We start from the raw sequence: 23,483 nt of genomic DNA, 5'->3' as shown, positions 1-23,483 counted from the left end.
TTTCCTCTTTTCTTTACATCACAACTCCATATCGTTCCTTCCCAATTTAGTTCTTCCTTCGTGTTCCCATCGCTCTCGGTTCTCCTGTTCCGCAGTAATTTTTGCTTTTGCCAGCCTATCCAGAATGGAACTTCTGGCTTTTTTCTTAATCTGTTCGGTATTCACCTTTTTGACTTCCGGTTTTATCAGCGTGGTCTGGATTGTTTTAACTGCTGTCTGCATAGCTTTTGTAATTTTGGTAATTACTCCGTCCAATCGACTTGCAGCATAAGTTCTTTCTTTTTGGGAAGCCTTGCGCTCAGGGGAAAGCACCCACGCCTTTGACTGTTCTACCAGACGAATGTCTTCTTTATGGGTTTCCACTCTGACCTCATCCGTCACAACCTCCACAGCTTTGTCGTAAGCAATATCTGAAACTTCATCGATCAGAGCTTCCACATCCTCAATTTTCAAAGTAAGTCTATCCAGTATTTCCGTCTGGTTTTTCATCTGTTCCTTTTGCTTAAACAGGATATAATCCTGCTTTTCAAGATAATCTCGCCCTCCATAAGACGGTTCTTCTTCCAGATGCAACCCGTATTTTCGAGTTATATCAAAAAGCATTGTCCGGCAAATAGCATCAAAAGTCTGCTTTCGATTATTATTGCGGCCTTTAGGTTTATCCGGTTTTGGAAGTGGAATCCCTAATTCTTCCAGTGCTTTTTCCTGCTGGGGACAGATTTCCCCGTACTTATTCTCACAATCAAAAACATGACGTTCATGAATGTGCGGCGTTCCTTCGTCCAAATGCAGTGCCCAGTCCAGAATATGGACATGAGAACCGAACCGATTTGTGAACTGCTTTGTAAAATCCTGTACGACTGCAAGTAATATTTCATAGGAAACAGCTTCTTCTACTGTTCCTATTTGAAAAATAGTTTCCTCTGGACAGGTTTTATTGTTCTTTAGTAAATCTTCCACAGATCGGTTACGCTCTGTATGACGGGTTCTTGCATTTCTTTCATTCTGCGCTTCTATATACTTTCCATAATGTTCCTGATAAAAAGTACATTCAATTTCCTCAAAACTGATATCCTGAGAATCATCATCTTCTCTGCTCTGCATTGTGGTATAGCCACGGTAACAGTCCCAGTAAATATTTTCTCTGACTCTTCCAACATCAATATGTTCACTGTTTTCCAAGTTGAAACGGCGATCATTATGCCTTGGATTGTAAGTGCCATTTTTTCCGGAGCGTCCATTGTGTCTTGTTGCTTTCAATAATTTTCTTGCCCTCCTTTTTCACGTTTTTCCAAATTAAATAAGGCAGCGAAGCTGCAAACCTGCGTGAATTTGCGTCAGGTAATACCCAGTACGAGTAGACGCACGCATCAACTCACTGGGCAATGGCTGCCGCCCTTAACCTGCACAAAAGACTTCGCTCTCCGCTCTGCTCCAGATTTAGTTACTATTCTCCGGCACCCTTCCATTCCCCTTTGCCATCCATTCGAAAAAAGCAATTTTACTAACCTTAATTAATCTGCCGCTTCGAAATGCCGGAAAACCGGGTGTATGAACCAGTTCATAAGCCGTTACTCTGGAAATCCCCATAATCCGCTGAATATCAGCCACATCCAGTACAAGAGGCAGTTCATCATAATTGTTTAATCTCTTATTTTCACTCATGTTGTTCCTCCATTTTTGATTTCTTTTTTTTAGCTTCTCGTTGCCGTTTTATCTTTCCTGTTTCCTAAGTCATACTGCTGTCAAGGCATACAACACGTCATCCATTCGGATGCGCTCGCTTCTTTTATCGAAGGTCATGGCGGTTTATCTCAGGTTAGACGATTATAAAGTTGTCAAAACATACTGCATAGTACAAAATTACCACGCATCCGCATCATATCAATCTTATCTTTACTTTTCAATATTTCCGCGATACCATAAATGCAACTAATATTATAGTTTTTAAAATTACCATATAAAGCAGGAGTAAATAGAAATGGCTTATCAATTTATAAGGCAAGAGCCTTGCTATGACCGCATCCTCTTCGTTCTGGCACTGGACAGGGGCAAAATGAAGGAGCGAATTTTAATCGGAACAGAACAGCAAATCCGTTTTCGACTGGACGGAAATAAAGATAACGATGTCATGCATGATATAACGCGCCCTCTCGGACGTTTTCTGATAGATTTTGAATATGATAAAGAAAAGAACTGGAATATATATGGACTTGCTCCCCTACGTGATGCATTGCACACTAACCGTTGGAAACAGCCTGCACTGGAACAGACTGCTGGTGATTTTCTGGCAAAAAAATATCTCACCGGTGATCCGGTGAGAATGTATGCTACATTCCGTATTTGGAATGAATATCTTGTTACAAGGGAATATCGTGACCGTAATACTGCCTGTGATCGTTTTATAGAAAAAATCCAAATTTTGACTCAGGCATTCCAAACAGAAAATGTCATGAATTTTAATTCTGATACCGGAAAACCAGAACGTTTTCATACTGGCAGTCTTTATTTCCGCAACACTCCTGCTGAAATCACTCGACTTGAACTTTGGTTTCCGGATAATAGGCGCAGAACAGAATGCGTAGCTGCCTACAGCTCTTTTTATCCGCTTATCACTTATTACTTGAATCGGCTGAATGACTGGGGCCTTTGTTTCCGTCAGTGCAAAGTCTGTGGAAAATATTTTCTGGCAAAAAACCAGCGTTATGAACTATGCAGTGATAAGTGCCGTAAAGCACAGGCACTTCAAAATAAAAGGGAATTTGATGAACGAGCCAGAGAAAATAACTATGATTTGCTTTATAAAAATGAATGCCAGAATTGGCGTAATAAAATCAATAAATCCAAAAAAACTGCTGATTTTCCGATTGAACGTCTGGAAGAAATGAAAACTGCGTTTGACCTTTTTAAGAAAGAAGCTCTGCGGCGTAAGAAAGCTGTAAAGGCAGGAACAACCAAGCCAACGGAATTCACGGACTGGCTGTATCAGCAGAGCAATATTATCTTGAAACTCAGCGAAATCTGAATCCATCCCTGTAAAGGAAAGGCAGCGAATTTACTCGCTGCCTGCCCTCTCATTAAACTTGTATCCTACACCCCAGACGGTTTGAATATATACCGGGTTGCCCGGATCATCTTCTATCTTCTCACGAATATGGCTGATATGACTCATGACAATATTGTAATCGCCAGAATAGGCTTCTTTCCAGACTACATCATAAATCTGCTCCTTACTAAATACCCTTCCTGGATTTTGTGCTAATAACTGCAGGATTTCAAACTCGGTGTAAGTTAATTCTATTTTTCTATTATCACGAACAACTTCCCTCCGTTTCAAATCAATCGCTATACCCTTATGCCTTATTTTCGATTGAAGTTGTATTTCCTGAAAAAGGAATTTTTCTCTGCCGGAATCTAACACGGAAATAACAGAATTTACCAACTCTTCCTCATCTCCCTCGAATGATACCAGCAATATTTTTCCCACTTAATCATCCTCGTTTCATTTAGCACTAACTTAATGCTTCGCCTCTGAATTATATTCCGCAAATGTTTCCGCTTCCGGATTAAATTCAGTAAATAATTCCTGCATTCTATTTTTGCTTACTTTTTGAAAGCTGCTAATCTTTCCACTTTTGTCTCTCGTTACTTCAATGTACATAGTGCCGTTGCTGTTAGAAAAGATTCCCCTTCCCTCATCATATAAATCTGCTATAATCTTACCATTATAAACCCAGTTTCCTTGAGCATCACAGGATACTCCATAATCAGCATACTCCTGTGGAACAGCAATATTAAGACCTTTTCCCTCTTCACTGCTATATTCGCCCATGTCATCAGCCGCTATGTTCTCACTTCCTCCTTCTTCAAAAACAGATCCTTTCATTTCATCTGCAGTTACAGCTTCTCCGCCGGAACTTTCAACCAATGCCGCCGGTTCTGACCAAAAATCATCTGATAACGGTTCTGCCTTTACGTCTGTGATGGTGCCATAGTTTTCCCTTTGCACTTCAACTCGAAGCGTACCTCCACGTTTGGAACTTATTGTATAAGTACCCGGCTTAAACTCATCCCGGAAATATCCAATGGTCTTTCCATCATACATCAGAAATCCTGTTTCTTTCTGGTAAGTTATTCCCGCTTTTGCATATTCAGAAAGCTGTTCTTCGCTGAATACATTTTCATTACTGTCTTTATTTTCGGTGACCGTTTCTGCTTCCTGCTTCGCATATTCTATATTTTCCGGAGAATATGCCATTGTAATTCCCACTGCATCATCAGATGATTTCGACAACTTCATCCCATCTTTTATTTTTTGAAGATTATCCTCATAAAGTGCAATCGTCTCATCTACCTTTTCCTGTGTCCATACAAACCATCCGTCGCCGCCTGTATAAGCTTTTTCACCAATCATAGACTGCAGAACTTCTTTTTCCTCGTCCAGCCATTTCGCATACTCTTCTGCTGTCCACCATTCCACATCCGAACTTGAAAGTGATTCATCTTCCCGGATATTCACTTCGTTTAAAGCAACTGTTGTTTCACCGTTTTCTTGCGCTGTCTCTGTCTTTTTTTCCAAGGATGATGCGGAAGTTGCAAATCCACCTGTCACGCAAATTACCAATACTGCACTTATAATTACTGCAAACTTAGATGTCTTCTTTATCTTCATAATTGCTCTTATCCTTTCTTCAATCGCATTTTTACTGAAACTGTTACATAATGGTGTCAGTCCGCTCTTTTTTTCTTCCATAGATATTAAAGCAGTTGCATATACCGACTTTATATCCATTCCAAATCTACGGACTACGGTTTCGTCACAGGATAATTCCAAATCTCTGTTAAAAAGAATATACATTACCCACACAAGAGGATTAAACCAATGAATGCATACTGCAGCAATCATTATCAGCTTTGTAAGCATATCAAGCCGTCTGATATGCACATATTCATGTTCCAACACATAACGAAGCTGATAAATATTTTTCCATTCTGTATTTTTCGGCATTAAAATAACTGGGCGAATCACACCATAAGAAAGTGGTGCCGCTATAGTTTCTATCTGCCGAATGGATAAACTCCTTTTTAGTGGATGTTTTTCCTTCCATGCCTCCAAAATATCATTTTCAACAGGCAGCGAAAATCGAAATTCCCGATAACATTTTATATAGGAAACCGCAAAAAATCCAAAACAAAGTAACAGACCTGCCAGCCATATTACACTCAAAATCGAAATGGATTCTGTTCTCTGTACCATAGCCTCTGATAATCCATTTGCTATCTCAGGCATATTCCCATGAATGGGTAAAAATGTTGTCGTTTGCGCCGTTCTCACTGGGTTTATATCAGAATAAATACTCTGCAACAGAGAATAAATACTTGTGACTGATTTTATGGAAAATGGAACTAATAACCGTATTAATGCAATCCACCATAAAATCAAAAATGTTTTCTTCGGTAATCTGTTGATAAGCACAGCCCTTAATACCACAATAAGTAAAATAATAACCGTTCCCAGAAAACTCATTTGCAGCAGGCTCATATGCATCACCTCATTCCAATTCACTGACGATCTGCTTCAGGTTCTTAATCTGCTCCATAGAAAGTTTTTTTCTGCCAAGAAGTGCCGCAAACAACTTGTCAACAGATCCATCATATATCTTATCAATAAGTTCATCTGTTTCCAGATCCTGTACCTGTTCTTTTGCTATAAGCGCATGGCACATAAATCCCGGTTCCGTTCGTTCAATCGCGCCTTTATTGATACACCGCTTAATCAATGTATACGTTGTGTTTTTATTCCAGCCTACTTCTCTGTTTAAAGTATCTGCAACATATTTCGCTGGCACGTCACCATCCTTCCACAGAACATCCATTACCTTTAATTCCGAATCAAAAAGTTTGATATTTTCCTCTGTCACTTGTTTCGCCTCCTATAAGACTACAGTAGTCTGTTCTTGTTTTCAGACTACCACAGTCTTATAGCATTGTCAATACTTCTCCATTAATTATCAAAAAGAAAAAAGACTGTTGTAAAACAGCTGAGTAATTAGCTATTCTACAACAATCCCTTCTTTTGACTTTGAATTTTCACATTCGCAGTAATGCATTAAATTTTGTTTAGTCTTTTAATTATTACCCTCTGGGAGGATATGGATCATTCCCATGGGAATCTCGTGCCCTTATTTTTCCATCGACACCATGGATATATAATTCTCCATGCTGGTTTCTGGATATTTCTCTTCCCAAATTTATCGCTTCTCTCTGTGTATCTGTTACAACAGATGCTCGCTGATTTCCTTCTCCTTTTACCTGCCACTTTCCATCTGGGCGTTTAGTTATATGATGATTCACAGTTTATCACCTCTCAATAATTTCAGTCTATGGAGGCAAGCTGCCACCCTTGCCTCATATCAGTCAAATTACATGCCACTATGTAATTTGTTGATTTACATATAATTAAGCAACGTCTTCAATTTCACATCCGTAAATTGCCACATCCAACTCTTCATCGGTCATTATTCCATGAGCACGACTGTAGTATTTAGGAATTCGTTTATGATATTCCTCTAAGGCATCCGGATGTTCTTTCGAATACTGAATTACTGTTTCGTATTCCCAATGTTCATTATATTTTGGCATATTATGCAGCACATCAGTCTTTTTCATATCTTCCCAGCCTTTTTCAGTCTGCATTCTTTCAATTATGACACCGCAAAGGTACTGATGTGCTTTAAAAAGATAATTTTTTCTTACAATCCACTTAGGAACCATCAACAGTTCCTTACCTTTATAAAACCAACTTTCCTTTGTAACTTGATGCCATGTATTGCTTACCGTATCCCAGGTCCAAAAGGTCTTCTTCCCATCTGCCGGAATATCCCTGCTCTTCATTTGACTTGCGGTGAATTCATTCAATTGTTCATGCAAAATATTGGTAAGAAGATCTGACATACAATCTTCAGCAAACCCATCTACTAAAACGGGAATATCTTCACCTTTACTGATAGTTGGAATAGCATGTACTAAATTTTTTAATTTACTCAGTGCCTCTTCTAACCCATCAGCAGTTTTACCTTTTCCATTCTGCCCATTACCATAACCTAATTTAGTAGCATTCTGTTCATGAGCATGGTCAAACAACTCATCAGAGCGGTTATTTTTTAGAGCTTCAAATAAACAATCAAAAAATGACTGTACACAATTATTTGCCTTTATGCTCCATTCATCTGTTGCGTTTTCCAATACAACCGGATCGATAAAAATACGGTTATCAGAATCCAATTGTACATCGACAAATTCAAAATTCACATGACCTTTACGGTCATCTTTAATATAATCAGAAAGATACATTTCTCTTCCTCCTTTTTTTATTTTATATCTATAAAATCACAAGGAAGAAAAACAGATTTCTTGTGCATTGGCAGTGCACTTTCAAAAAAATATTTGCAAAATCTGATGAAAAGACCTCTATATTATTGTATTTTTTTTTACTCTGTGATAGAATTAACTTTGCGAATTAAATTAAGACAGAGTTTATGACTTATGTCTTTCCATGACACCGGGTGTGGCAACTCGGTGTCTTTTTCTATCCAGTGTTGTTTTAAAAGAATTTTTCTGGATTACATCCTAAAGCACCTTCCAAAATCTTATTTGTAAGATTGACTTTAGTTCTTGAAAAGCTCTTATCACTCAATCTCTTCAAAGAGCTTTTTCCAAATTCATCTTTACTAAGAATCCATATTTGGTCGCGTTTAACGTTCTCACTAACCAATAATGGCTGATGTGTTGTACATATTAACTGTGCATGATACGGATTGCTTTCTTCATTTATAAAAAGAGAAATCATTTCTTTAACTAATGCCGGATGCAAACTATTTTCAATCTCATCCAAAACTAATATACCGCCTTTTTCCAACACATCGAAGAGGTGCGGTAGCGTAGTAAACAATTTAACAGTTCCTAATGACTCATCTCTAAAAAAATCTATCTGGTCAGTTCCAGACTCAATTTCAATACCATGGTCATATAATGCATGTTCCGTTTTTACCCCTACTGTTGTCTTAGTTTGTATAATTTCTCTGTTTTCGAAATCATCAGAATCCACCTTTTGTCTCGCAACTTCCTCTTCCTCGTATTTTACCTGCATTCCTCGAATGGTAGGATCAGCTTTCTTCAATATCTTTACATATTTTTCGATACGTTCTTCAGAAAATGCTTCCAGCTCACCCGGGTTCAAACGTGGAGAGGTCATATTAAATATGTTAATTTCTTTAATAGCGTCCACTAACATATTTGCGAAATCGTTATTCAACATTGCTGCCATCACCAGACACAATGCATCTTCTTTTACAACACGCTTGGTATCTTCAAAGCCTTTAAGTTCTGACTTTACAGTTATGTCTTGAAAAGATGGTGATGTTCTTTCCAGAATTTTTTCAGTCCTACGATATTTCTTCGTTAAAAGCTCATGAACAATCTTTTGCTCTAAGACCGAAAATTCGTAATGATAAGTAACATCATCGATAATCATATCAATACCTAAAGTTGTTGGTAACTCCTGATATGCAATATCGAAAGCAAACTTGGGTATTGGTTTTAACAGTTCTTCACTCGGAAATAATGCTTTTATTTGCGAGCTTTTCATCATCGAGAGCGGTGATAACGCAATCATCCTCTGTATTTCTCTCAATATCTTGCAAAAAAATGTTTTACCGGAACCATTAGAACCATACACATAAGAAACTTTGTTAATAACTTCATCTCCTGATTCAAAAGTGTTCATTGCATATTCTTTCTTACTTCCATCTGCCACACAAGTAAATGTTACCTTTTCTGCAAAAGAAGCAAAGTTTTCAGCTGATATGCTTTTTAATACTGTTGTTCCCATAGTTCCACCTCCATCATACATTATATGCAACCAACTCCATAATGTCAACTGTTATTTTTGTTTTTCCTACATATGTGTCGTTTTTTTGCATTTAACTACTTTTTCATGCATCATAGTTATTATTCATATTATAACAATGTTAAAACGGAGCAGTTTCCTACTCCGTTTCAGCTTATACATATATCAATTCATTCAATACAACTTCTTCTGTTCGATTTCGAATATTCTTCATTCCCTATAATTCTTTGTTTCAGTTCCTTCATGGTTCCGTTCCACCTTCGTTATTGTTATTCTATCACCCACACAAAACGTTCTATATTGTCACTACCTTGTGTACCGTACTCTTACTGATTCCGAATTTCTTAGCTGCCTGCCGCACCGTAGCCTTTGTTTCAACAATATATCCTGCGATCTCAACTGCACGTTCTTCAATATAATCCTTCACTGCCAAGCCCCCGAAGACGCTTTTTTACAGTGTATGCGGAGGCTTTTTCAGGTATGAGCCCTATTCTGTGCAAAGCTCCTTATAATAATTTAATTCTTTTTCGCCTGCTTATAAAGCACAAGACAGACGATCACAAACACAACCGTAACCGCTACGGTAAGCGGAAGCATCATAGAAGAGCCCGCCCCGAGCAGAAGGCCAAATCCCTGTCTCAGTGTCAGGATTCCAAAGATGGAAAAAATAACAAATGCAACTGTATTGAGGATTCCCTCCGGTGCCTTGCTTTTCAGAAGATATCCGATCAGAAGTCCGATCACATCCGCTGCAAAAAGTCCCAGTGAACAGGCAAGCCATACCACAACCGCTGAACTCAGTCCCTCATTGGCACCAAATGTAATTGCGGTAAGCTGTGTCTTATCCCCCAGCTCCGCAACAAAAAATGTACAGAATACAGACAGCGGTGCAAATTTGATCTTACGATCCTTAACATTCTCCTCCTCATCATCGTCACCCTTCAGCGTTGTCACCGCAAAAAACAGGAACGCTGCACCTGCGATCAGACGGATCAGCCAGGTAGGGACCACGGTACTGATAATACCTCCTGCAAGCACTGCCAGTCCGTTGAGCACCAGGACAGCAACACCGGTTCCAAGCAAAATATCCTTCAGCTTGAACCTGGAAGTCATTGCCACCGGCATCAGCTGTGTTTTGTCACCCATTTCCGCAATAAACTGGGTAAAAAGCACTTTCATAAATAACAGCATTTTTCTTCTCCTTTGCATATTCATCCGCTCCGGAGCCATAAAAAAAGACCCACGTATACTCTATCTCTGTAACAGAAATAAAATATACATGAGTCTCATTCTTTAAGATTTGCCAGGTGCATGCACCAGTATGTTGACAAACCACGTCTACACGCGAATTACTCCCTCACGAAATTGATTTTCGTCATTGTAGCAAAGTTGAGAAATTTTGTCAAGAGCATTAGAAAGCTCCGCCTGTGCTGTACAAGAGAACCGGCGATTCATGCCGACACCACTAGAAATCCCTGCCGGCACCGCCACCGCCGAAGCTTCCTCCGTCTCCGGAGCTTCCGCTGTCGTAGCTGTCATAATCATCATCTCTGTCATCGTCATTACCGGAACTTCCGCCGCTGCTTTTTCCCCCTCTTCCCAGGATCCAGCTCAGCGGAAACAGGGAATTAAAGAGCCGGTGCAGTACACTCATACGGCTGAAATTCTTTTTCCAGTAGTCTGCGGTATCCTTTCCCGACAATTTCATTATCAGGCCCTTCAGAATCAGAACCATAGTCACGATAAGAAATACAGGCAGCATCACGCACAGCAGATATGCGCCCACCATGAGCAAAACGATCATCACAAGCCCCAGCGCGATCTCCCAGACAGTTCCCTCATCCTCATCGTCGTCCACATCCTGCTGCACCTTCTCATACCTGGGAGCTGTTATCTTCTCCAGGCCGTATTCCTCACGGATCTCATTTAGCAGTGCATAATAAAGCTCCACGGTACCTTTTTCAAACTGATTGTCTTTATAGGAAGGAACTGCATATTCATCCAGAAGTCGTCCGATCTTTGAATCAGGCAGCTTTCCCTCAAGACCGTAGCCGACAGATACCCAGACTTTACGGTCCGAAACCGAGAGGACGATCAGGACACCATTATTTTTCTTCTTTGAACCAATTCCCCATTTGCGGCCGGTTTCCACTGCATAATCACTGATGTCTTCCCCATCAGTGGTATCCACGGTAAGGACAACCAGCTGCGCTGTGGTATCCTCATAAAGCTGCTCACCAGCCTTGCAAAGCTCTTCCTTCCAGGTATCGCTGAAAACCCCTGCATAATCATTAACATAGAATTCTTTTGTGGCAGACGGGATCTTCCCGAAAGCTGCCAGCGTACTTCCGGACAGCGTCAATACAAAAGCCAGCAGCACAGCCATCCGTCCGATCCATTTTTTCATAGGATATTCTCCCTCTATCCATTCTTTCATTTCATCAGAACAATAGTCTGATCTTATCACTCTGCCAGCATATCCCCTACATCCGGCGTATCTGCTGCTGAATCATCAGCCTCAAAATACGACGCCTTCTCAAAGCCAAGCATGGAACCAAATACATTCCCTGGGAATTTCACAAGCCTTGTGTTATAAGCTTTCACAGCCTCATTATAATCTTTTCTCGCTACAGAAATCCGGTTTTCGCTTCCGGACAGTTCATCCATCAGGCCCACATAAGTAGTATTGCTTTTCAGTTCCGGATAATTTTCCACCACAACCTTCAGACCGGAAAGTGCACTGTCCATCTGCTGATCTGCCTCAGATTTCTCTTCCACGGTATCTGCATTCATCAGCTGGTCCCGCGCCTCCAGAACCCTGTCAACAACCCCCGTCTCATGCTTCGTGTAACTTTTTACCGTGCTGACAAGATTCGGGATCAGATCTGCACGTCTCTGCAGCATGGTATCCACATCAGCCTCTGCAGTTTCCACAGCTTCTTTACTTCCAGCAAGCCCGTTGTAACTGAGCATAAGTCCTCCGGCAAGGACCACGATCACTGCAATAACAGCCAAAAATACTTTCTTCATCTCTTTTCCTCCCTTCCGATATCACAGATAACCTTTCAGCCTGCGATACAGGATTTTTTATATCCCCATTGTACCAGAGCATACAGGATTCCACCAGAAAAACTCACCTTTTCGGTCAGAATTTTTCTGCTATTTCCATAAGTCCCTGATATATTTTTTCGGAAAGCGGAATGGAAACACCAAGTCTCTTCGCTTCTTTCACAATATAGCCGCTGAAGGTTTCCAGCTCCGTCTGTTTTCTCCGGATGCGAAAATCTCTCTGCAGGGAGCTGGTTGCATTATCTGCATGTACATGGCGGAATTTATGGATTACCTCATTGATGTGCTCATCCGTCAACGCAACCCCCTTGGCCTGACCTACACTGGCAGCTTCCCATACAAGCTTCTCATACTGCTGCGCTTTCACCGGATCTCTGCGGAGCTCCCCGATGGTATTATCATAAAAAGCAGTCATCACATTAAAGGCACAGTTGAGGATATACTTTCTCCAGATTTCCACCTCGATATCCCCCTGATCCTTATAGTCAATATCCGCACCTTTCAGGATCCCTGCCACTTCTGCAACTTTCTTCTGCTGCCGTTCATCCGCATCTTTTATTCCAATACAAAGCCACGTAAACGTATCCTGCTGGGAAATGGAAAAATCCTCATTGGCAAAAGCCACCGTATAGATCAGCGAATCCACAACCGTTCCCTTACCAACCAGACGGCGGATGTTTTCTCCCGGGTCCACACCATTCATCACCGGAATGATCACTGTATCATCCGTGACCATGTCCCGGATACTTTCGCACACCTCCGCCAGTGAATAATTTTTTACACAGATAAAAATATAATCCTGCTGTCCCATATCCTGAATTGGAACTACCCGCTCTGGCTTTGCCACGATCTCACCCTTATAATCACTGTGAAGCACCAGGCCTTTTTTCCGGATGCTCTCTGCCCTGGCGCCACGTGCAACCATCGTCACATGAGGATACGCCTTCGCCAGCAGCCCGGCTATGTAACCACCAACACCACCAATTCCGATCACTGCGATCTTTTTCTCTTCTGTATTCATATTTTCTGTTTCCTTTCCTGCTGTTTCTCACTGAGGACTTACCCTCCCCGGAAAAATGTGGATATTCACGATCCGCATTGACAAACAGCATGGATATTCACAATCCGCATTCGCTACCTGCTCATTGTATCAAATATTCCCATACATTTCCAGAAAGCAATTTTCAGTAATATCCTGTTCAAAAAATATAGAAAAATACAGAAACTTTTTATCCCGTCTTTTTTTGTCGCGGATTCTGGTGTATACTGGATATAAATTTTTTACGAAAAAAGCAAAAATGTGAGGTGACAAAAATGGATACCAAACCCGTTTTTCACGGAAGTGATATAGAAAAGATCTGCAGCTACTACAATCTGAAAAAGGAAAACATCGTCAAATTCGGTGCAAATGTCAATCCTCTGGGACTTTCCCCAAAAGCCGGCAGAGCCATTGCAGAACACGTGGATATCCTTTCCTCCTACCCAGACAGAGAATACACATCCCTTCGGAATACGATTTCCAGCTACTGCAATATTCCCGCTGATTTCATCCTTCCGGGAAATGGCTCTAGCGAGCTGATCTCCCTTCTGATCCAGGAGCGTGCCCCGAAGCATACTCTGATCCTTGGGCCTACCTATTCTGAATACTCCAGAGAGCTCTCCTTCTCCGGAAGTACCCAGGAATACTACCACCTTCAGGAAAGCAATGATTTCGAGCCGGACATTCCGGATCTCTGCCGGAAGCTGGAGCAGGGCTATGATTTTCTCATCCTCTGCAATCCCAACAATCCGACCTCCTCTGCCATCACCCAGGAAGAGCTTCGCAGACTTATCGGTTTCTGTGCAGAAAAAAATATCTTCGTGATGATCGACGAAACCTATGTGGAATTTGCCCCGGATATCAACGCCATCACCGCAGTTCCGCTGACACGGGAATTCACCAATCTCATGGTACTCCGCGGCGTATCCAAATTCTTCGCTGCTCCCGGAATGCGCCTGGGCTACGGCATCACCGGAAATATGGACTTTCTTGCAAAAATGCGTGAAAAACAGACACCATGGTCACTTAACAGCCTTGGTGCCTTTGCAGGAGAGATCATGCTGCAGGATGAAGATTATATTAAAGAAACCAGAAATCTGATCCTTTCCGAACGCGACCGGATGATCCGAGAACTGAGGGATACAGACACCTACAAAATCTATCCCGCCTATGCAAACTTTATCCTGCTCCGGATCCTGAAAAACGGACTGACCTCCTATGACGTATTTGAAGCCTGCATCAGACAAGGCATGATGATCCGTGACTGTTCTTCCTTCCAGTGCCTGGACGGGGAATTTGTACGATTCTGTATTATGATGCCGGAGGATAATTCACGACTTGTTAAAGTGCTGAAATCACTGTAGTCCTCAAAGTTTTTCTGTATAACCTGCGTATACAAACGGGGCAGCACTCCGAAAACACCTCAAGAAGCATTTATTTTATGAACTTTTTCATTCTGGCAGCAATCCTTCTGCTGCTCATTCCATCCAGGCCTGTGGAATTCAATCCGGAATATATCTCGATGAAACAGACCAACATCATCCGCGGATTTTTTCTGCTGCTGGTATTCATGATTCACTTCTGCCTGTACATCCAGATGAACGGCCCCACAGACCGGATCTTCCAGTTCTGGCGCCCCCACTCCGGCCAACTGGTAGTCACCCTGTTCCTGCTTTATTCCGGATACGGTGTCTTCGTCTCCATCATGAAAAAAGGCACGCCCTACGTCCGCCGCATCCCAGTTCACCGAGTGCTGCGGACACTGGTGCATTTTGATCTGGCTGTACTGCTTTATCTGACAGCCTATTCTTTCATGGGAAGAACCTTTTCCCTGCAAAAAATTCTCCTGGCACTGCTGGGCTGAGAAAGCCTCAGCAACAGCAACTGGTACATTTTTGTCATGTTGATCCTGTACCTCATCACCTGGCTCGCATTCCGGATCTTAAAAAACAACCCTGTACCCTCTCTGCTTTTCATCACAGTTCTGACCGTGATAAGCATGTACATCCTGTCCCTCCACAAAACCGACTACTGGTACAACACCATGCTCTGCTACCCCGCCGGCATGTGGTACGGATTCTTTAAGGAAAAAATTGATGTAAAATTAAAGGCCACAAAGAATTACATCCTTGCAGCCCTTATACTCCTGGCCCTGCTCCTCGTGGTTTACAAAACCCGCCAGTAGATCTGTATGTATGCCATCGGCGCTGTTGTATTCGCACTGGTGGTTGTGATGTTTACCATGAAAATGCAGCTTGGAAATTCACTCCTGGAATTCGCCGGAAAGCATCTGTTCGGATTGTATATTATGCAGAGACTGCCTATGGCCCTGCTGCAGCATACTGTCGTTGGAGCAAACGCTTATGTTTATGCAGTGGTCTGTTTTCTGCTTATGTATTTGGTGGGGATTGGGTTTAGCTGGGTTTGTGAGATGGGGGATGAGAAAGTACTGGGGAAGATTTTTTCATAGACTTTGTAGGGGGCAGAGCCAGAAAGCTCTGTAACTGTCAGGATATTTTTGTTTGGTGCTGTCAGCTCTGAACAGAAAACGCATACCGCTAAATCAGAATGAATGTACCGCCGATTTCAGAATAGGCGTACCGTTCAAGCAGAATTTGCAGCTGATCAATCCTTATAATTTGCCTTTTATTTCAACCACAACTTTTCCATGTGCTCCCAATGCTCCATATGGACCAAAACATATAACGACTTTTTTTCCGGGTTTAATATAAAACTGAAAGTCTGAATACTTCATTTTCATAACATAAGAATACCCCTGGCCGGAAAGTTTTTTCGAATATGCTGTTGCTATATTTTTCTTTACATTACTTTTCTTTCCAGACGCAACATCTTGAACCGCCAACTTCTTTCCGTCTTTAAGACGATATGTTAAGCCATATTCTCTGCTTTCTCCAACTCCCCCTGCATACCACTCAGAGGCAAATCTAAAGCTTATGTAGCCATTTTGATTATATGTAACACTACATTTACTGATATAGTAAATCTTTTTATAGGATGACTTTTTCAAAGCCTTATAACACTGGAATAAACTATTTCTATATTGCAAAGATGCTTTATAATCCGCAACTAATAACTTATTTATTTTTCTTATTGTAGGACTGTTTCCTTTTATCTGAGGTAATTCATATAAATATTGCGCTGTCAATTTTTTGCAACGTCTAATTTGTTGCTTTTTCTCAATTTTATAGGAAACCTTAGCTGTCGGTGCAGCAAATGCTATTGTATATTCTGTAATATTGCAAACAAGAGCAAGTACAATAACAAGCCCTATACTTACAAAACGCTTCCGGATATTTTTTTTATTCTTCATCCTTATCTTACCTTTTTATACTATACGTTTTACATCGTTCTCAAACCTCAAATTCAAAAATGAAGTGCCTCATATGCACTTATCGTATAGTATTCAAACTTTGGAAATCAACAAATTTCACAACCATCTTTATCAATTATATAATATTTTTTGTCTTTCGAGAAGTCTCGTTGTATATTTTCAATAAATAATAACGCAATCTCGTTATACACTGCATTTTTCATCAATTCCTGAATCTGATCTTTTTCCAGGTCAGAACGTATATTTACAAAGACAAGCAGTTTCTTTCCCATCAGTTCCGACATAATTTTCATATACTGAATAATTTTCTCAGAAAAACTATAATTACCCCCTTTTGTGATTTCCTTAAGATTCATTTGGAAAAATTCCACCGAACATATTATTCAATACTTTTGCTATTTTCATTATAGTTAATAGACAATATGTCTTTTATTTCTTTAATAATTACTATTTCCTTAAATTTTATCTAGCTGAAATATATTTACATTACATAAAGTTTTGGTATAATAGATTTTAACCTAATTATAATCTCGCATATGGATAAAATCAATTTTTGTTTCTTAAGTTAAAACTTTACATTTCCCTTTCATACCTTTTTATTACTCAATACACATTACAAATAGTTTATTTCATCATCAGATATTGTCTTTCCATTCCATGTATAGTACAATATGTTCATCTCTCATTAATATCTACAACTGAGGATTTCCCATGCATATAATCGGTAAAATAAATAAAAACATATACAAATGTGTAACTGAAGATATTACTACAGAAGAAGTTATCATAACAGATAATCAAATTAACCATATAAAAAACAGGCATCCCAACGATTACGAAAATTTTTCTTCCTATTTTTCCGACATTTTGTCTGATCCCGATTTCATTTTAGAAGCAAATAAGCCTAATACCGCTTTTATTTTAAAACAAATAACTGAAAACGACTTAACGGTTCAATTAATACTTCGTTTACAAACCTCTCAAGATCCCAAAGGGTACAAAAATTCTATTATAACGTTTTTAAAAATTGATATTAAAACATGGAATAAATATCTTCGTAACAAAAAAATCCTTTACAGAAAAGATTAAAGTAGATATAATAATCATACAATAACAAAAGGAATTCCCCGTGGTGGTAAACTTTCGTGTCAACCACGCGCCGCCGGTACTGACAAGAGTTTTCTTTTAAGCTCTGAGAGATGCAGGAGAATGGCACGCCTGCCGGGTGATTTCCTTGTTAATTCGAAAAGGAGTCGTTGCTGAACAGCTGATTTATTCATCTGTCACGCAATGGCTCCTTCTTCACTTCATATGCCAAAATCAATCAAGCATTCACTACTTACTCATAGTCCCATAATATCTCTGCGATTTACTTAACCAACCCCAACACCTTCAACGCATTACTCTCCGTCACAGCCACAACCTCCTCGCAGCTGATTCCCTTAATCTCCGCAATGGTCTTCACAACCTCCGGCAGATACAGGGAGCTGTTTCTTTTTCCACGGTTCGGCACAGGTGCCATGTAGGGGCAATCGGTTTCAAGCAGGATCTGATTCAGCGGCGCATACTCTGCCACCTCTTTCAACTTCCGGGAATTCTTAAAAGTAACCACTCCGCCGATTCCAAGATAAAGTCCCATATTCAGATACTCTCTTGCAATTTCTTTGCTATAAGAAAAGCAATGGATAACTCCACCATACATCCCATCCTGCATATATTCTTTCACAATATTCAGCGTATCCTCTGCTGCATCACGGCTGTGGATCATAAACGGGAGCTTTTTCTCACGGGCGATGTCCATCTGCTGGCGGAATACCTTCTGCTGGAGAAGATGCTCCTCCTTCTCCTTATGCCAGTAATAATCCAGGCCGATCTCGCCTACGGCTACCGTTTTTTTCATGTCGCAATATCTGCGGATCTCATCCAGAACTGCTGCATCCACCTTATCCGCATCATCCGGATGAACACCCACTGCGCCATAAACAAAAGGATACTTCTCAACCAGATCATAAACCCGATCAAAATGCCCCACAGAAGCACACACATCCACAATATGCCCGATCACGTTCTCCTGCATACTATCCAGCATGGCAAAACGATCCTCATCAAAAGCCTCATCATCGTAATGTGCATGAGTATCAAAAATCATAGCTTTATCCACAGTCATCTCGTCACCGACGGAAACTTTTCCACCTTTCAGTACTCTTGTAAACACACCTTCACGGGGCATGATGCACTCACCCATCTTCTGAAAAATGGCACAGCCATTGTGGCACTCCTTTCCGATCTGAGTCAGCTCCAGCACAACCTCACCACAGCGAAATCTGGTGCCAACCGGAAGCTTTGCGAAATCAATCCCTTCCACAACCAGATTCTCACCAAAAGCACCATCCTCGACCTCTGCGCCCTTCGCACGAAACGCATCGATCTTTTCACCGGAAAGAAGACTCACCTGCCGGTGCCACTTTCCGGCATGAGCATCCCCCTCAAGCCCCCAGTCCTCCACAAAAACTGCAGACCCAACATTCTTCTTCTGTGTTCCTTTCTTCTCACTGATACAAACCGCAAGTACTTTTCCCATAACAGACTCCTATTAATTACACATCGTTACCAAATTTATTCCTATATCACACCAGCAATATTGATTTCCAAAACCTACCACATGTAACTCTCAAGCCTCAGGAATTATGAATCGCTGGAGATGAATTTTAATCATAAAACCTACCACATTCAACAACCAGCCCAACGGAGGCAGGGCCAGTACGGTGACGTTAGCGGAGCGGCCGTCGAGAGGCGAGTATAGCTGCTGCCACCGAGCGCCCTGTTTGAGCCGCAGGCGAGTTGGCGCGAATGGCAGCAAACCAGCGACGCAGCCGAACAGGCCGCGCAGCGTGTCACCGTACTGGCCCTGCCTCCGTTGGGCGTCCGTTCGTTAATACAAGTATACACCGCACACTACCGTCCGCATTCTCCAGCATCGCCAGTCAAAATCTCAATCCCATGCCCCAACGCCTCAATAATAACCTCCAGGCACTCCCTGACAGCCTTAGGACTCCCCGGCAGGTTAACGATCAACGTCCCCTTCCGGATCCCGGCCGTAGCCCGGCTCAGCATCGCCCGCTTCGTGATCGTCAGACTAAACGCCCGCATCGCCTCCGGAATCCCCGGCACACGCCGCTCGATCACATCCTCCGTAGCCTCCGGTGTCACATCCCTCTGAGAAAACCCGGTACCACCCGTAGTCAGGATCAGCTCCGCAAGCCCCAGATCTGCGATCTCAGCCATCCGGCTTCCAAGCATCCCACGGTCATCCGGCAAAACATCCACAGAAACAACCTCATACCCGGCCGCCTCCATAATCTCCTTCACAGCAGGACCACTAAGATCCTCCCGCTCTCCTCTGTACCCCTTATCACTAGAAGTGATCACAGCAACTCTCTTCATCACTCAACCTCCGATCTGAGCCATACAAAGCTTCTCCGTCTTATCATCCTTCTGTTTCTCCAGGCCTACGCCAAAAGCATGCCCGTCCGGTTTCTCCGCCAGAGCCTCCAGGATCACAGCCTTCAGCACCTCATCCGAACCACCACTGCGGATCACCTCCCGAAGATCCCTTCCCGCCGCATACTGCAGACAGGTCTTCAAAAAACCCTGAGAAGTCAGCCGGATCCGGTTACACTCCCCACAGAACTTATGGCTCACCGCGCTGATAAACCCGATCTTTCCGGAAAAACCATCCACATCATAATAATGACACGGTCCATTCCCAAGGGGCTCCCCAACATACGGCGAAAACCGCGGAAGCTTTTCCCCAAGGATCCGAAGCAGTTCCTCCTCCGACACCCCATGAAATTCTTTTCCCATCCCAATGGGCATCATCTCAATAAACCGCACATGCACCCTATGATCCCTGGCCAAAAGCGCCACCCGGCAAAGATCCTGCTCCTGGATCCCAAGAGGCACACAATTGATCTTCAGTGAAATCTCCGGATACTTCATTGCCTCCGAAATCCCTTCCAGCGTCCGCCCCAGTTCATCCCGCCGCGTGATCCTCCTGCTGCAGGCCTCATCCAGCGTATCCAGGCTGATATTCAATCCGTCCAGCCTCGCCCGGGCAAAATCACTCATCTGATCTTTCAGAAGCACACCATTTGTAGTCAGAGTCACCTTCTCGATCCCCGGCATATTTTTCAGTTTTTCCACCAGCTGAGGCATCCGCGGCCGTACAAGCGGTTCCCCGCCGGTCAGCTTGATCTTCCGGATACCCAGCTCTGCCATCACCCGGCAGATCCTCAAAATTTCCTCTTCCTGCAAAATGAGGGAGCGCTCCACATGCTGCACTCCCTCCTCCGGCATACAATAAATACACCGCAAATTACATCTGTCAGTTACGGAAATCCTGAGATAATCAATATTTCTTCCGCACCTGTCTATCATTATTTTTCCTCAAAACGAAAATCTCCGCTTTTGCCTCCTGTTTTTTCTTCCAGATGGATATCAGACATGACCATGTGCTTGTCAATTGCCTTGCACATGTCATAAATGGTAAGAAGCGTCACCTGAACACCTGTCAGCGCCTCCATCTCCACGCCTGTTTTTCCCTCTGTTTTTACCGTGCAGAATACACGGATCACTCCCGCATCCTCATCCGTCTCAAAATCCACAGAACACTTCTGGATGGGAAGTGGATGACACATGGGGATCAGCTCAGAAGTACGCTTCACACCCATGATACCTGCCACACGGGCCACACCAAGTACATCACCCTTTTTCACATTTCCGCTTTTTACCGCGGCCATGATCTCCGGGCTTACCTGAATGGAACCCGTGGCTGTTGCCGTACGGTGAGTGACCGGTTTGTCGGACACATCCACCATAACAGCATTGCCGTTTTTATCAAAATGATTCAATTCCATATCTGTCTATACTTAGCAGATCTCAGCGCCTGCAGGCATCTCTTTCTCCGGTACCATCAGGGAAAGATTTCCGTCTGCATCCTCTGCACAGAGGATCATACCCTCGCTGAGGATTCCGGCAAGCTTAGCAGGCTTCAGGTTTGTAACGACCATAACCTTTTTGCCCACCATTTCCTCTGCGGAATAATGAGCCTTGATTCCGGATACGATCTGACGAACCTGACTTCCGATCTTAACCTGAGAGCAGAGAAGTTTTCTGGATTTCTTAACCTCCTCACAGGCGATGATCTCACCAACCTGGAACTGCAGCTTCTCAAAATCATCGAAAGTGATCTCCGGCTTTGCCTCGATATCGATCACATTCTCTGTTTTCTCCTCTTCTACCTCTTCCTTCGGCTCTTCTTTCGGCTCTTCTTTCTTCGGATGAAGCTTCTCAACCTTCTCAAGAACCTCTTTCAGGTCAAGTCTCGCAAAAAGGATCTCCGGTTTGTCAGTTACGCGGTTTCCTGAAGGATAAAGACCAAACTGCTCCATCTCCTCAAGAGTTCTCTCGTTTGCGTTGAGCTGTACAAGAATACGCTCTGTTGTACGCGGCATAAAGGATTTCAGAAGAGATGCGCCGATGCAGATTCCCTCAACCAGGTTGTAGAGAACGGTTGCAAGACGATCCTGCTTTGTCTCATCCTTTGCAAGTGCCCATGGCATTGTCTCGTCGATATATTTGTTGCAGCGTTTAAACAGAGAGAATACCTCTGTGATAGCATCTGCCACACGAAGCTTGTCCATTTTTGCGGAAACGTTCTTCGGAACCTGAAGGATGAAGCTCTTAAGATCCTCATCAACCGGCTCAATAACATTCTTATTCTCAACGACTCCGTTAAAATATTTGTTGGACATGGAAATTGTACGGTTTACAAGATTTCCAAGTGTGTTTGCAAGGTCGGAATTCAGTCTCTCAACCATCAGCTCCCATGTGATCACACCGTCATTCTCAAATGGCATTTCGTGGAGTACAAAATAACGGACAGCATCTACACCGAAGAACTCAACCAGCTCATCTGCATAGATTACATTTCCTTTGGATTTACTCATTTTTCCATCGCCCTGAAGCAGCCATGGATGTCCGAATACCTGTTTCGGAAGCGGAAGATCCAGAGACATCAGGAAGATCGGCCAGTAAATGGTATGGAAACGGATGATATCTTTTCCGATCAGGTGAAGATCTGCCGGCCAGTATTTGTTGAATTTATCGCTGCTGTTTCCGTCGCAGTCATAGCCGATACCTGTGATATAGTTTGTCAGGGCATCCAGCCATACATATACAACGTGCTTCGGATCGAAATCTACCGGGATTCCCCATTTAAAGGATGTTCTGGATACACAGAGATCCTGAAGTCCCGGAAGAAGGAAGTTGTTCATCATCTCGTTTTTACGGGACTCCGGCTGGATGAAATCCGGATGTGTGTTGATGTAGTCAATAAGCTTATCTGCATATTTACTCATTTTGAAGAAATATGCCTCTTCCTTGGCAGGTACGCATGGACGTCCGCAATCCGGACATTTGCCGTCTACAAGCTGGGACTCTGTGAAGAAGGACTCACATGGTGTACAGTACATTCCTTCATAATGACCCTTGTAGATATCTCCCTTTGCATACATTTTTTTGAAGATTTTTTTGACCTGCTCTTCATGGTCTTTATCTGTTGTACGGATGAATTTATCATAGGATGTGTTCATCAGATCCCAGATGCGTTTGATCTCACCGGAAACGTTATCTACGAATTCCTTTGGTGTAACACCAGCCTCCTCAGCCTTCAGCTCGATCTTCTGGCCATGCTCATCAGTACCTGTCTGAAAATATACGTCATAACCCTGCTGTCTTTTAAAACGTGCGATCGCATCCGCAAGAACGACCTCATAGGTATTTCCGATATGCGGTTTACCGGATGTGTACGCAATGGCAGTGCTGATATAATATCTCTGCTTTTCCATCTTTTCTTTCCTCCATAAATATAAAATAAAAAACGTCTTCTCATACCATAATGATATGAGAAGACGAGTTATTACCCGTGTTACCACTTCTTTTCGCTCCTGCCTCGCGGCAAAAACCTCATCAGGTACAGCAAGCTCTATACCCTTCCGCTATAACAGGCGGTCCTGTCACTGCCTGCCGGTGTCCGTTAAATCGGACATTCGCAC

General features: G+C 42.4%; 25 protein-coding genes and 1 pseudogene. 6 read left to right on the top strand and 20 right to left on the bottom strand.

The features are described from left to right. Positions 1-18 precede the first annotated feature (18 nt). The gene (locus tag BN3261_RS14470; protein ID WP_059086627.1) at positions 19-1,260 is read right to left on the bottom strand and encodes a plasmid recombination protein; all 1,242 of its coding nucleotides are present in this window, start codon (positions 1,258-1,260) and stop codon (positions 19-21) included. 180 nt (positions 1,261-1,440) lie between these two features. After that, entirely contained in the window at positions 1,441-1,665 is a 225-nt protein-coding gene (locus tag BN3261_RS14465; RefSeq protein WP_008707138.1) for a helix-turn-helix domain-containing protein, read from the bottom strand. 316 nt (positions 1,666-1,981) lie between these two features. On the opposite strand from BN3261_RS14465, the gene BN3261_RS14460 reads away from it, so the two are divergent. Next, entirely contained in the window at positions 1,982-3,025 is a 1,044-nt protein-coding gene (locus tag BN3261_RS14460) for a DUF6076 domain-containing protein (RefSeq protein ID WP_059086626.1), read from the top strand. A 30-nt stretch (positions 3,026-3,055) separates the two neighbouring features. Here BN3261_RS14460 and BN3261_RS14455 read toward each other — a convergent pair whose 3' ends face one another. The 11 genes and pseudogenes from BN3261_RS14455 to BN3261_RS14405 all read right to left on the bottom strand — a co-directional run bounded on the left by BN3261_RS14455 (position 3,056) and on the right by BN3261_RS14405 (position 12,998). Beyond that, positions 3,056-3,478 carry a winged helix-turn-helix domain-containing protein gene (locus BN3261_RS14455; protein ID WP_059086962.1) on the bottom strand — a complete coding sequence of 141 codons (423 nt, stop codon included), beginning with the start codon at positions 3,476-3,478 and terminating at the stop codon, positions 3,056-3,058. A 39-nt stretch (positions 3,479-3,517) separates the two neighbouring features. Then, positions 3,518-5,542 (bottom strand): M56 family metallopeptidase, encoded by a 2,025-nt coding sequence (locus BN3261_RS14450; RefSeq protein WP_227589185.1) that lies wholly within the window; start codon positions 5,540-5,542, stop codon positions 3,518-3,520. 10 nt (positions 5,543-5,552) lie between these two features. Further along, positions 5,553-5,921: a BlaI/MecI/CopY family transcriptional regulator gene (locus BN3261_RS14445; protein WP_008707144.1), complete on the bottom strand. Its 369-nt coding sequence runs from the start codon at positions 5,919-5,921 to the stop codon at positions 5,553-5,555. A 214-nt stretch (positions 5,922-6,135) separates the two neighbouring features. Continuing rightward, a complete protein-coding gene (locus BN3261_RS14440; protein WP_059086624.1) occupies positions 6,136-6,354 on the bottom strand; it encodes a DUF2188 domain-containing protein in 219 nt (72 codons plus the stop codon). Between the two features lie 105 nt (positions 6,355-6,459). After that, complete coding sequence (locus tag BN3261_RS14435; protein WP_059086623.1) at positions 6,460-7,353, bottom strand: hypothetical protein; 894 nt, start codon at positions 7,351-7,353, stop codon at positions 6,460-6,462. 250 nt (positions 7,354-7,603) lie between these two features. After that, positions 7,604-8,890 (bottom strand): AAA family ATPase, encoded by a 1,287-nt coding sequence (locus tag BN3261_RS14430; RefSeq protein WP_059086622.1) that lies wholly within the window; start codon positions 8,888-8,890, stop codon positions 7,604-7,606. Positions 8,891-9,209: 319 nt separating this feature from the next. Beyond that, a pseudogene (locus BN3261_RS17485) lies at positions 9,210-9,335 on the bottom strand (sporulation transcriptional regulator SpoIIID); the annotation flags it as partial. 89 nt (positions 9,336-9,424) lie between these two features. Beyond that, complete coding sequence (locus BN3261_RS14420; protein ID WP_059086621.1) at positions 9,425-10,099, bottom strand: TMEM165/GDT1 family protein; 675 nt, start codon at positions 10,097-10,099, stop codon at positions 9,425-9,427. 274 nt (positions 10,100-10,373) lie between these two features. Continuing rightward, on the bottom strand, positions 10,374-11,315 hold the full coding sequence (locus BN3261_RS14415; protein ID WP_059086620.1) for a TPM domain-containing protein: 942 nt from the start codon (positions 11,313-11,315) through the stop codon (positions 10,374-10,376). Positions 11,316-11,371: 56 nt separating this feature from the next. After that, the gene (locus BN3261_RS14410) at positions 11,372-11,938 is read right to left on the bottom strand and encodes a LemA family protein (RefSeq protein WP_059086619.1); all 567 of its coding nucleotides are present in this window, start codon (positions 11,936-11,938) and stop codon (positions 11,372-11,374) included. A gap of 115 nt (positions 11,939-12,053) precedes the next feature. Continuing rightward, positions 12,054-12,998, bottom strand: a complete 945-nt coding sequence (locus tag BN3261_RS14405) for a ketopantoate reductase family protein (protein ID WP_059086618.1) — start codon at positions 12,996-12,998, stop codon at positions 12,054-12,056. Between the two features lie 293 nt (positions 12,999-13,291). On the opposite strand from BN3261_RS14405, the gene BN3261_RS14400 reads away from it, so the two are divergent. The 4 genes from BN3261_RS14400 to BN3261_RS14385 all read left to right on the top strand — a co-directional run bounded on the left by BN3261_RS14400 (position 13,292) and on the right by BN3261_RS14385 (position 15,486). Beyond that, complete coding sequence (locus BN3261_RS14400; protein ID WP_015526367.1) at positions 13,292-14,380, top strand: pyridoxal phosphate-dependent aminotransferase; 1,089 nt, start codon at positions 13,292-13,294, stop codon at positions 14,378-14,380. Between the two features lie 77 nt (positions 14,381-14,457). Beyond that, the gene (locus BN3261_RS17815; protein ID WP_173722220.1) at positions 14,458-14,880 is read left to right on the top strand and encodes a hypothetical protein; all 423 of its coding nucleotides are present in this window, start codon (positions 14,458-14,460) and stop codon (positions 14,878-14,880) included. A 27-nt stretch (positions 14,881-14,907) separates the two neighbouring features. Further along, positions 14,908-15,201, top strand: a complete 294-nt coding sequence (locus BN3261_RS17810; RefSeq protein WP_329983386.1) for a hypothetical protein — start codon at positions 14,908-14,910, stop codon at positions 15,199-15,201. 6 nt (positions 15,202-15,207) lie between these two features. Then, the gene (locus BN3261_RS14385) at positions 15,208-15,486 is read left to right on the top strand and encodes a hypothetical protein (RefSeq protein WP_059086615.1); all 279 of its coding nucleotides are present in this window, start codon (positions 15,208-15,210) and stop codon (positions 15,484-15,486) included. Positions 15,487-15,648: 162 nt separating this feature from the next. On the opposite strand, the gene BN3261_RS14380 is transcribed toward BN3261_RS14385, so the two are convergent. Continuing rightward, positions 15,649-16,347: a DUF4163 domain-containing protein gene (locus BN3261_RS14380; RefSeq protein WP_059086614.1), complete on the bottom strand. Its 699-nt coding sequence runs from the start codon at positions 16,345-16,347 to the stop codon at positions 15,649-15,651. A 107-nt stretch (positions 16,348-16,454) separates the two neighbouring features. Next, on the bottom strand, positions 16,455-16,724 hold the full coding sequence (csn2, locus tag BN3261_RS14375; RefSeq protein WP_059086613.1) for a type II-A CRISPR-associated protein Csn2: 270 nt from the start codon (positions 16,722-16,724) through the stop codon (positions 16,455-16,457). Between the two features lie 355 nt (positions 16,725-17,079). Here csn2 and BN3261_RS14370 point away from each other — a divergent pair, with 355 nt between their 5' ends. Further along, on the top strand, positions 17,080-17,457 hold the full coding sequence (locus BN3261_RS14370; RefSeq protein WP_059086612.1) for a PBECR2 nuclease fold domain-containing protein: 378 nt from the start codon (positions 17,080-17,082) through the stop codon (positions 17,455-17,457). A 280-nt stretch (positions 17,458-17,737) separates the two neighbouring features. Here BN3261_RS14370 and BN3261_RS18420 read toward each other — a convergent pair whose 3' ends face one another. The 5 genes from BN3261_RS18420 to metG all read right to left on the bottom strand — a co-directional run bounded on the left by BN3261_RS18420 (position 17,738) and on the right by metG (position 23,276). Then, a complete protein-coding gene (locus BN3261_RS18420) occupies positions 17,738-18,949 on the bottom strand; it encodes a TatD family hydrolase (RefSeq protein ID WP_110925827.1) in 1,212 nt (403 codons plus the stop codon). A gap of 374 nt (positions 18,950-19,323) precedes the next feature. After that, on the bottom strand, positions 19,324-19,812 hold the full coding sequence (locus tag BN3261_RS14360; protein WP_015526380.1) for a MogA/MoaB family molybdenum cofactor biosynthesis protein: 489 nt from the start codon (positions 19,810-19,812) through the stop codon (positions 19,324-19,326). Between the two features lie 3 nt (positions 19,813-19,815). Further along, positions 19,816-20,805 carry a GTP 3',8-cyclase MoaA gene (moaA, locus tag BN3261_RS14355; protein WP_059086611.1) on the bottom strand — a complete coding sequence of 330 codons (990 nt, stop codon included), beginning with the start codon at positions 20,803-20,805 and terminating at the stop codon, positions 19,816-19,818. Then, positions 20,805-21,284: a cyclic pyranopterin monophosphate synthase MoaC gene (gene moaC, locus BN3261_RS14350; protein WP_059086610.1), complete on the bottom strand. Its 480-nt coding sequence runs from the start codon at positions 21,282-21,284 to the stop codon at positions 20,805-20,807. The genes moaA and moaC overlap by 1 nt, the downstream gene beginning before the upstream one ends. 12 nt (positions 21,285-21,296) lie before the next feature. Next, positions 21,297-23,276 (bottom strand): methionine--tRNA ligase, encoded by a 1,980-nt coding sequence (metG, locus tag BN3261_RS14345; protein WP_015526383.1) that lies wholly within the window; start codon positions 23,274-23,276, stop codon positions 21,297-21,299. Positions 23,277-23,483: the final 207 nt, after the last annotated feature.

The sequence above is a fragment of the Blautia massiliensis (ex Durand et al. 2017) genome (genome assembly GCF_001487165.1).
GTDB classification, from domain to species: domain Bacteria; phylum Bacillota; class Clostridia; order Lachnospirales; family Lachnospiraceae; genus Blautia_A; species Blautia_A fusiformis.
The sequence above is the reverse complement of the archived record's forward strand: the minus strand, read 5'-3'. Positions and strand labels throughout refer to the sequence as shown.

Bases quoted from the DNA above. Each gene is read 5' to 3' on its own strand.
- BN3261_RS14385 (WP_059086615.1), top strand. From the start codon at position 15,208: ATGTATGCCATCGGCGCTGTTGTATTCGCACTGGTGGTTGTGATGTTT.
- moaA (WP_059086611.1), bottom strand. From the start codon at position 20,805: ATGATAGACAGGTGCGGAAGAAATATTGATTATCTCAGGATTTCCGTA.
- BN3261_RS14420 (WP_059086621.1), bottom strand. From the start codon at position 10,099: ATGCTGTTATTTATGAAAGTGCTTTTTACCCAGTTTATTGCGGAAATG.
- BN3261_RS14465 (WP_008707138.1), bottom strand. From the start codon at position 1,665: ATGAGTGAAAATAAGAGATTAAACAATTATGATGAACTGCCTCTTGTA.
- BN3261_RS14435 (WP_059086623.1), bottom strand. From the start codon at position 7,353: ATGTATCTTTCTGATTATATTAAAGATGACCGTAAAGGTCATGTGAAT.
- BN3261_RS14400 (WP_015526367.1), top strand. From the start codon at position 13,292: ATGGATACCAAACCCGTTTTTCACGGAAGTGATATAGAAAAGATCTGC.
- BN3261_RS17815 (WP_173722220.1), top strand. From the start codon at position 14,458: ATGAACTTTTTCATTCTGGCAGCAATCCTTCTGCTGCTCATTCCATCC.
- BN3261_RS14405 (WP_059086618.1), bottom strand. From the start codon at position 12,998: ATGAATACAGAAGAGAAAAAGATCGCAGTGATCGGAATTGGTGGTGTT.
- BN3261_RS18420 (WP_110925827.1), bottom strand. From the start codon at position 18,949: ATGGGAAAAGTACTTGCGGTTTGTATCAGTGAGAAGAAAGGAACACAG.
- BN3261_RS14380 (WP_059086614.1), bottom strand. From the start codon at position 16,347: ATGAAGAATAAAAAAAATATCCGGAAGCGTTTTGTAAGTATAGGGCTT.
- BN3261_RS14415 (WP_059086620.1), bottom strand. From the start codon at position 11,315: ATGAAAAAATGGATCGGACGGATGGCTGTGCTGCTGGCTTTTGTATTG.
- BN3261_RS14370 (WP_059086612.1), top strand. From the start codon at position 17,080: ATGCATATAATCGGTAAAATAAATAAAAACATATACAAATGTGTAACT.
- BN3261_RS14430 (WP_059086622.1), bottom strand. From the start codon at position 8,890: ATGGGAACAACAGTATTAAAAAGCATATCAGCTGAAAACTTTGCTTCT.
- BN3261_RS14360 (WP_015526380.1), bottom strand. From the start codon at position 19,812: ATGAAGAGAGTTGCTGTGATCACTTCTAGTGATAAGGGGTACAGAGGA.
- csn2 (WP_059086613.1), bottom strand. From the start codon at position 16,724: ATGAATCTTAAGGAAATCACAAAAGGGGGTAATTATAGTTTTTCTGAG.
- moaC (WP_059086610.1), bottom strand. From the start codon at position 21,284: ATGGAATTGAATCATTTTGATAAAAACGGCAATGCTGTTATGGTGGAT.
- BN3261_RS14450 (WP_227589185.1), bottom strand. From the start codon at position 5,542: ATGAGCCTGCTGCAAATGAGTTTTCTGGGAACGGTTATTATTTTACTT.
- BN3261_RS14410 (WP_059086619.1), bottom strand. From the start codon at position 11,938: ATGAAGAAAGTATTTTTGGCTGTTATTGCAGTGATCGTGGTCCTTGCC.
- BN3261_RS14460 (WP_059086626.1), top strand. From the start codon at position 1,982: ATGGCTTATCAATTTATAAGGCAAGAGCCTTGCTATGACCGCATCCTC.
- metG (WP_015526383.1), bottom strand. From the start codon at position 23,276: ATGGAAAAGCAGAGATATTATATCAGCACTGCCATTGCGTACACATCC.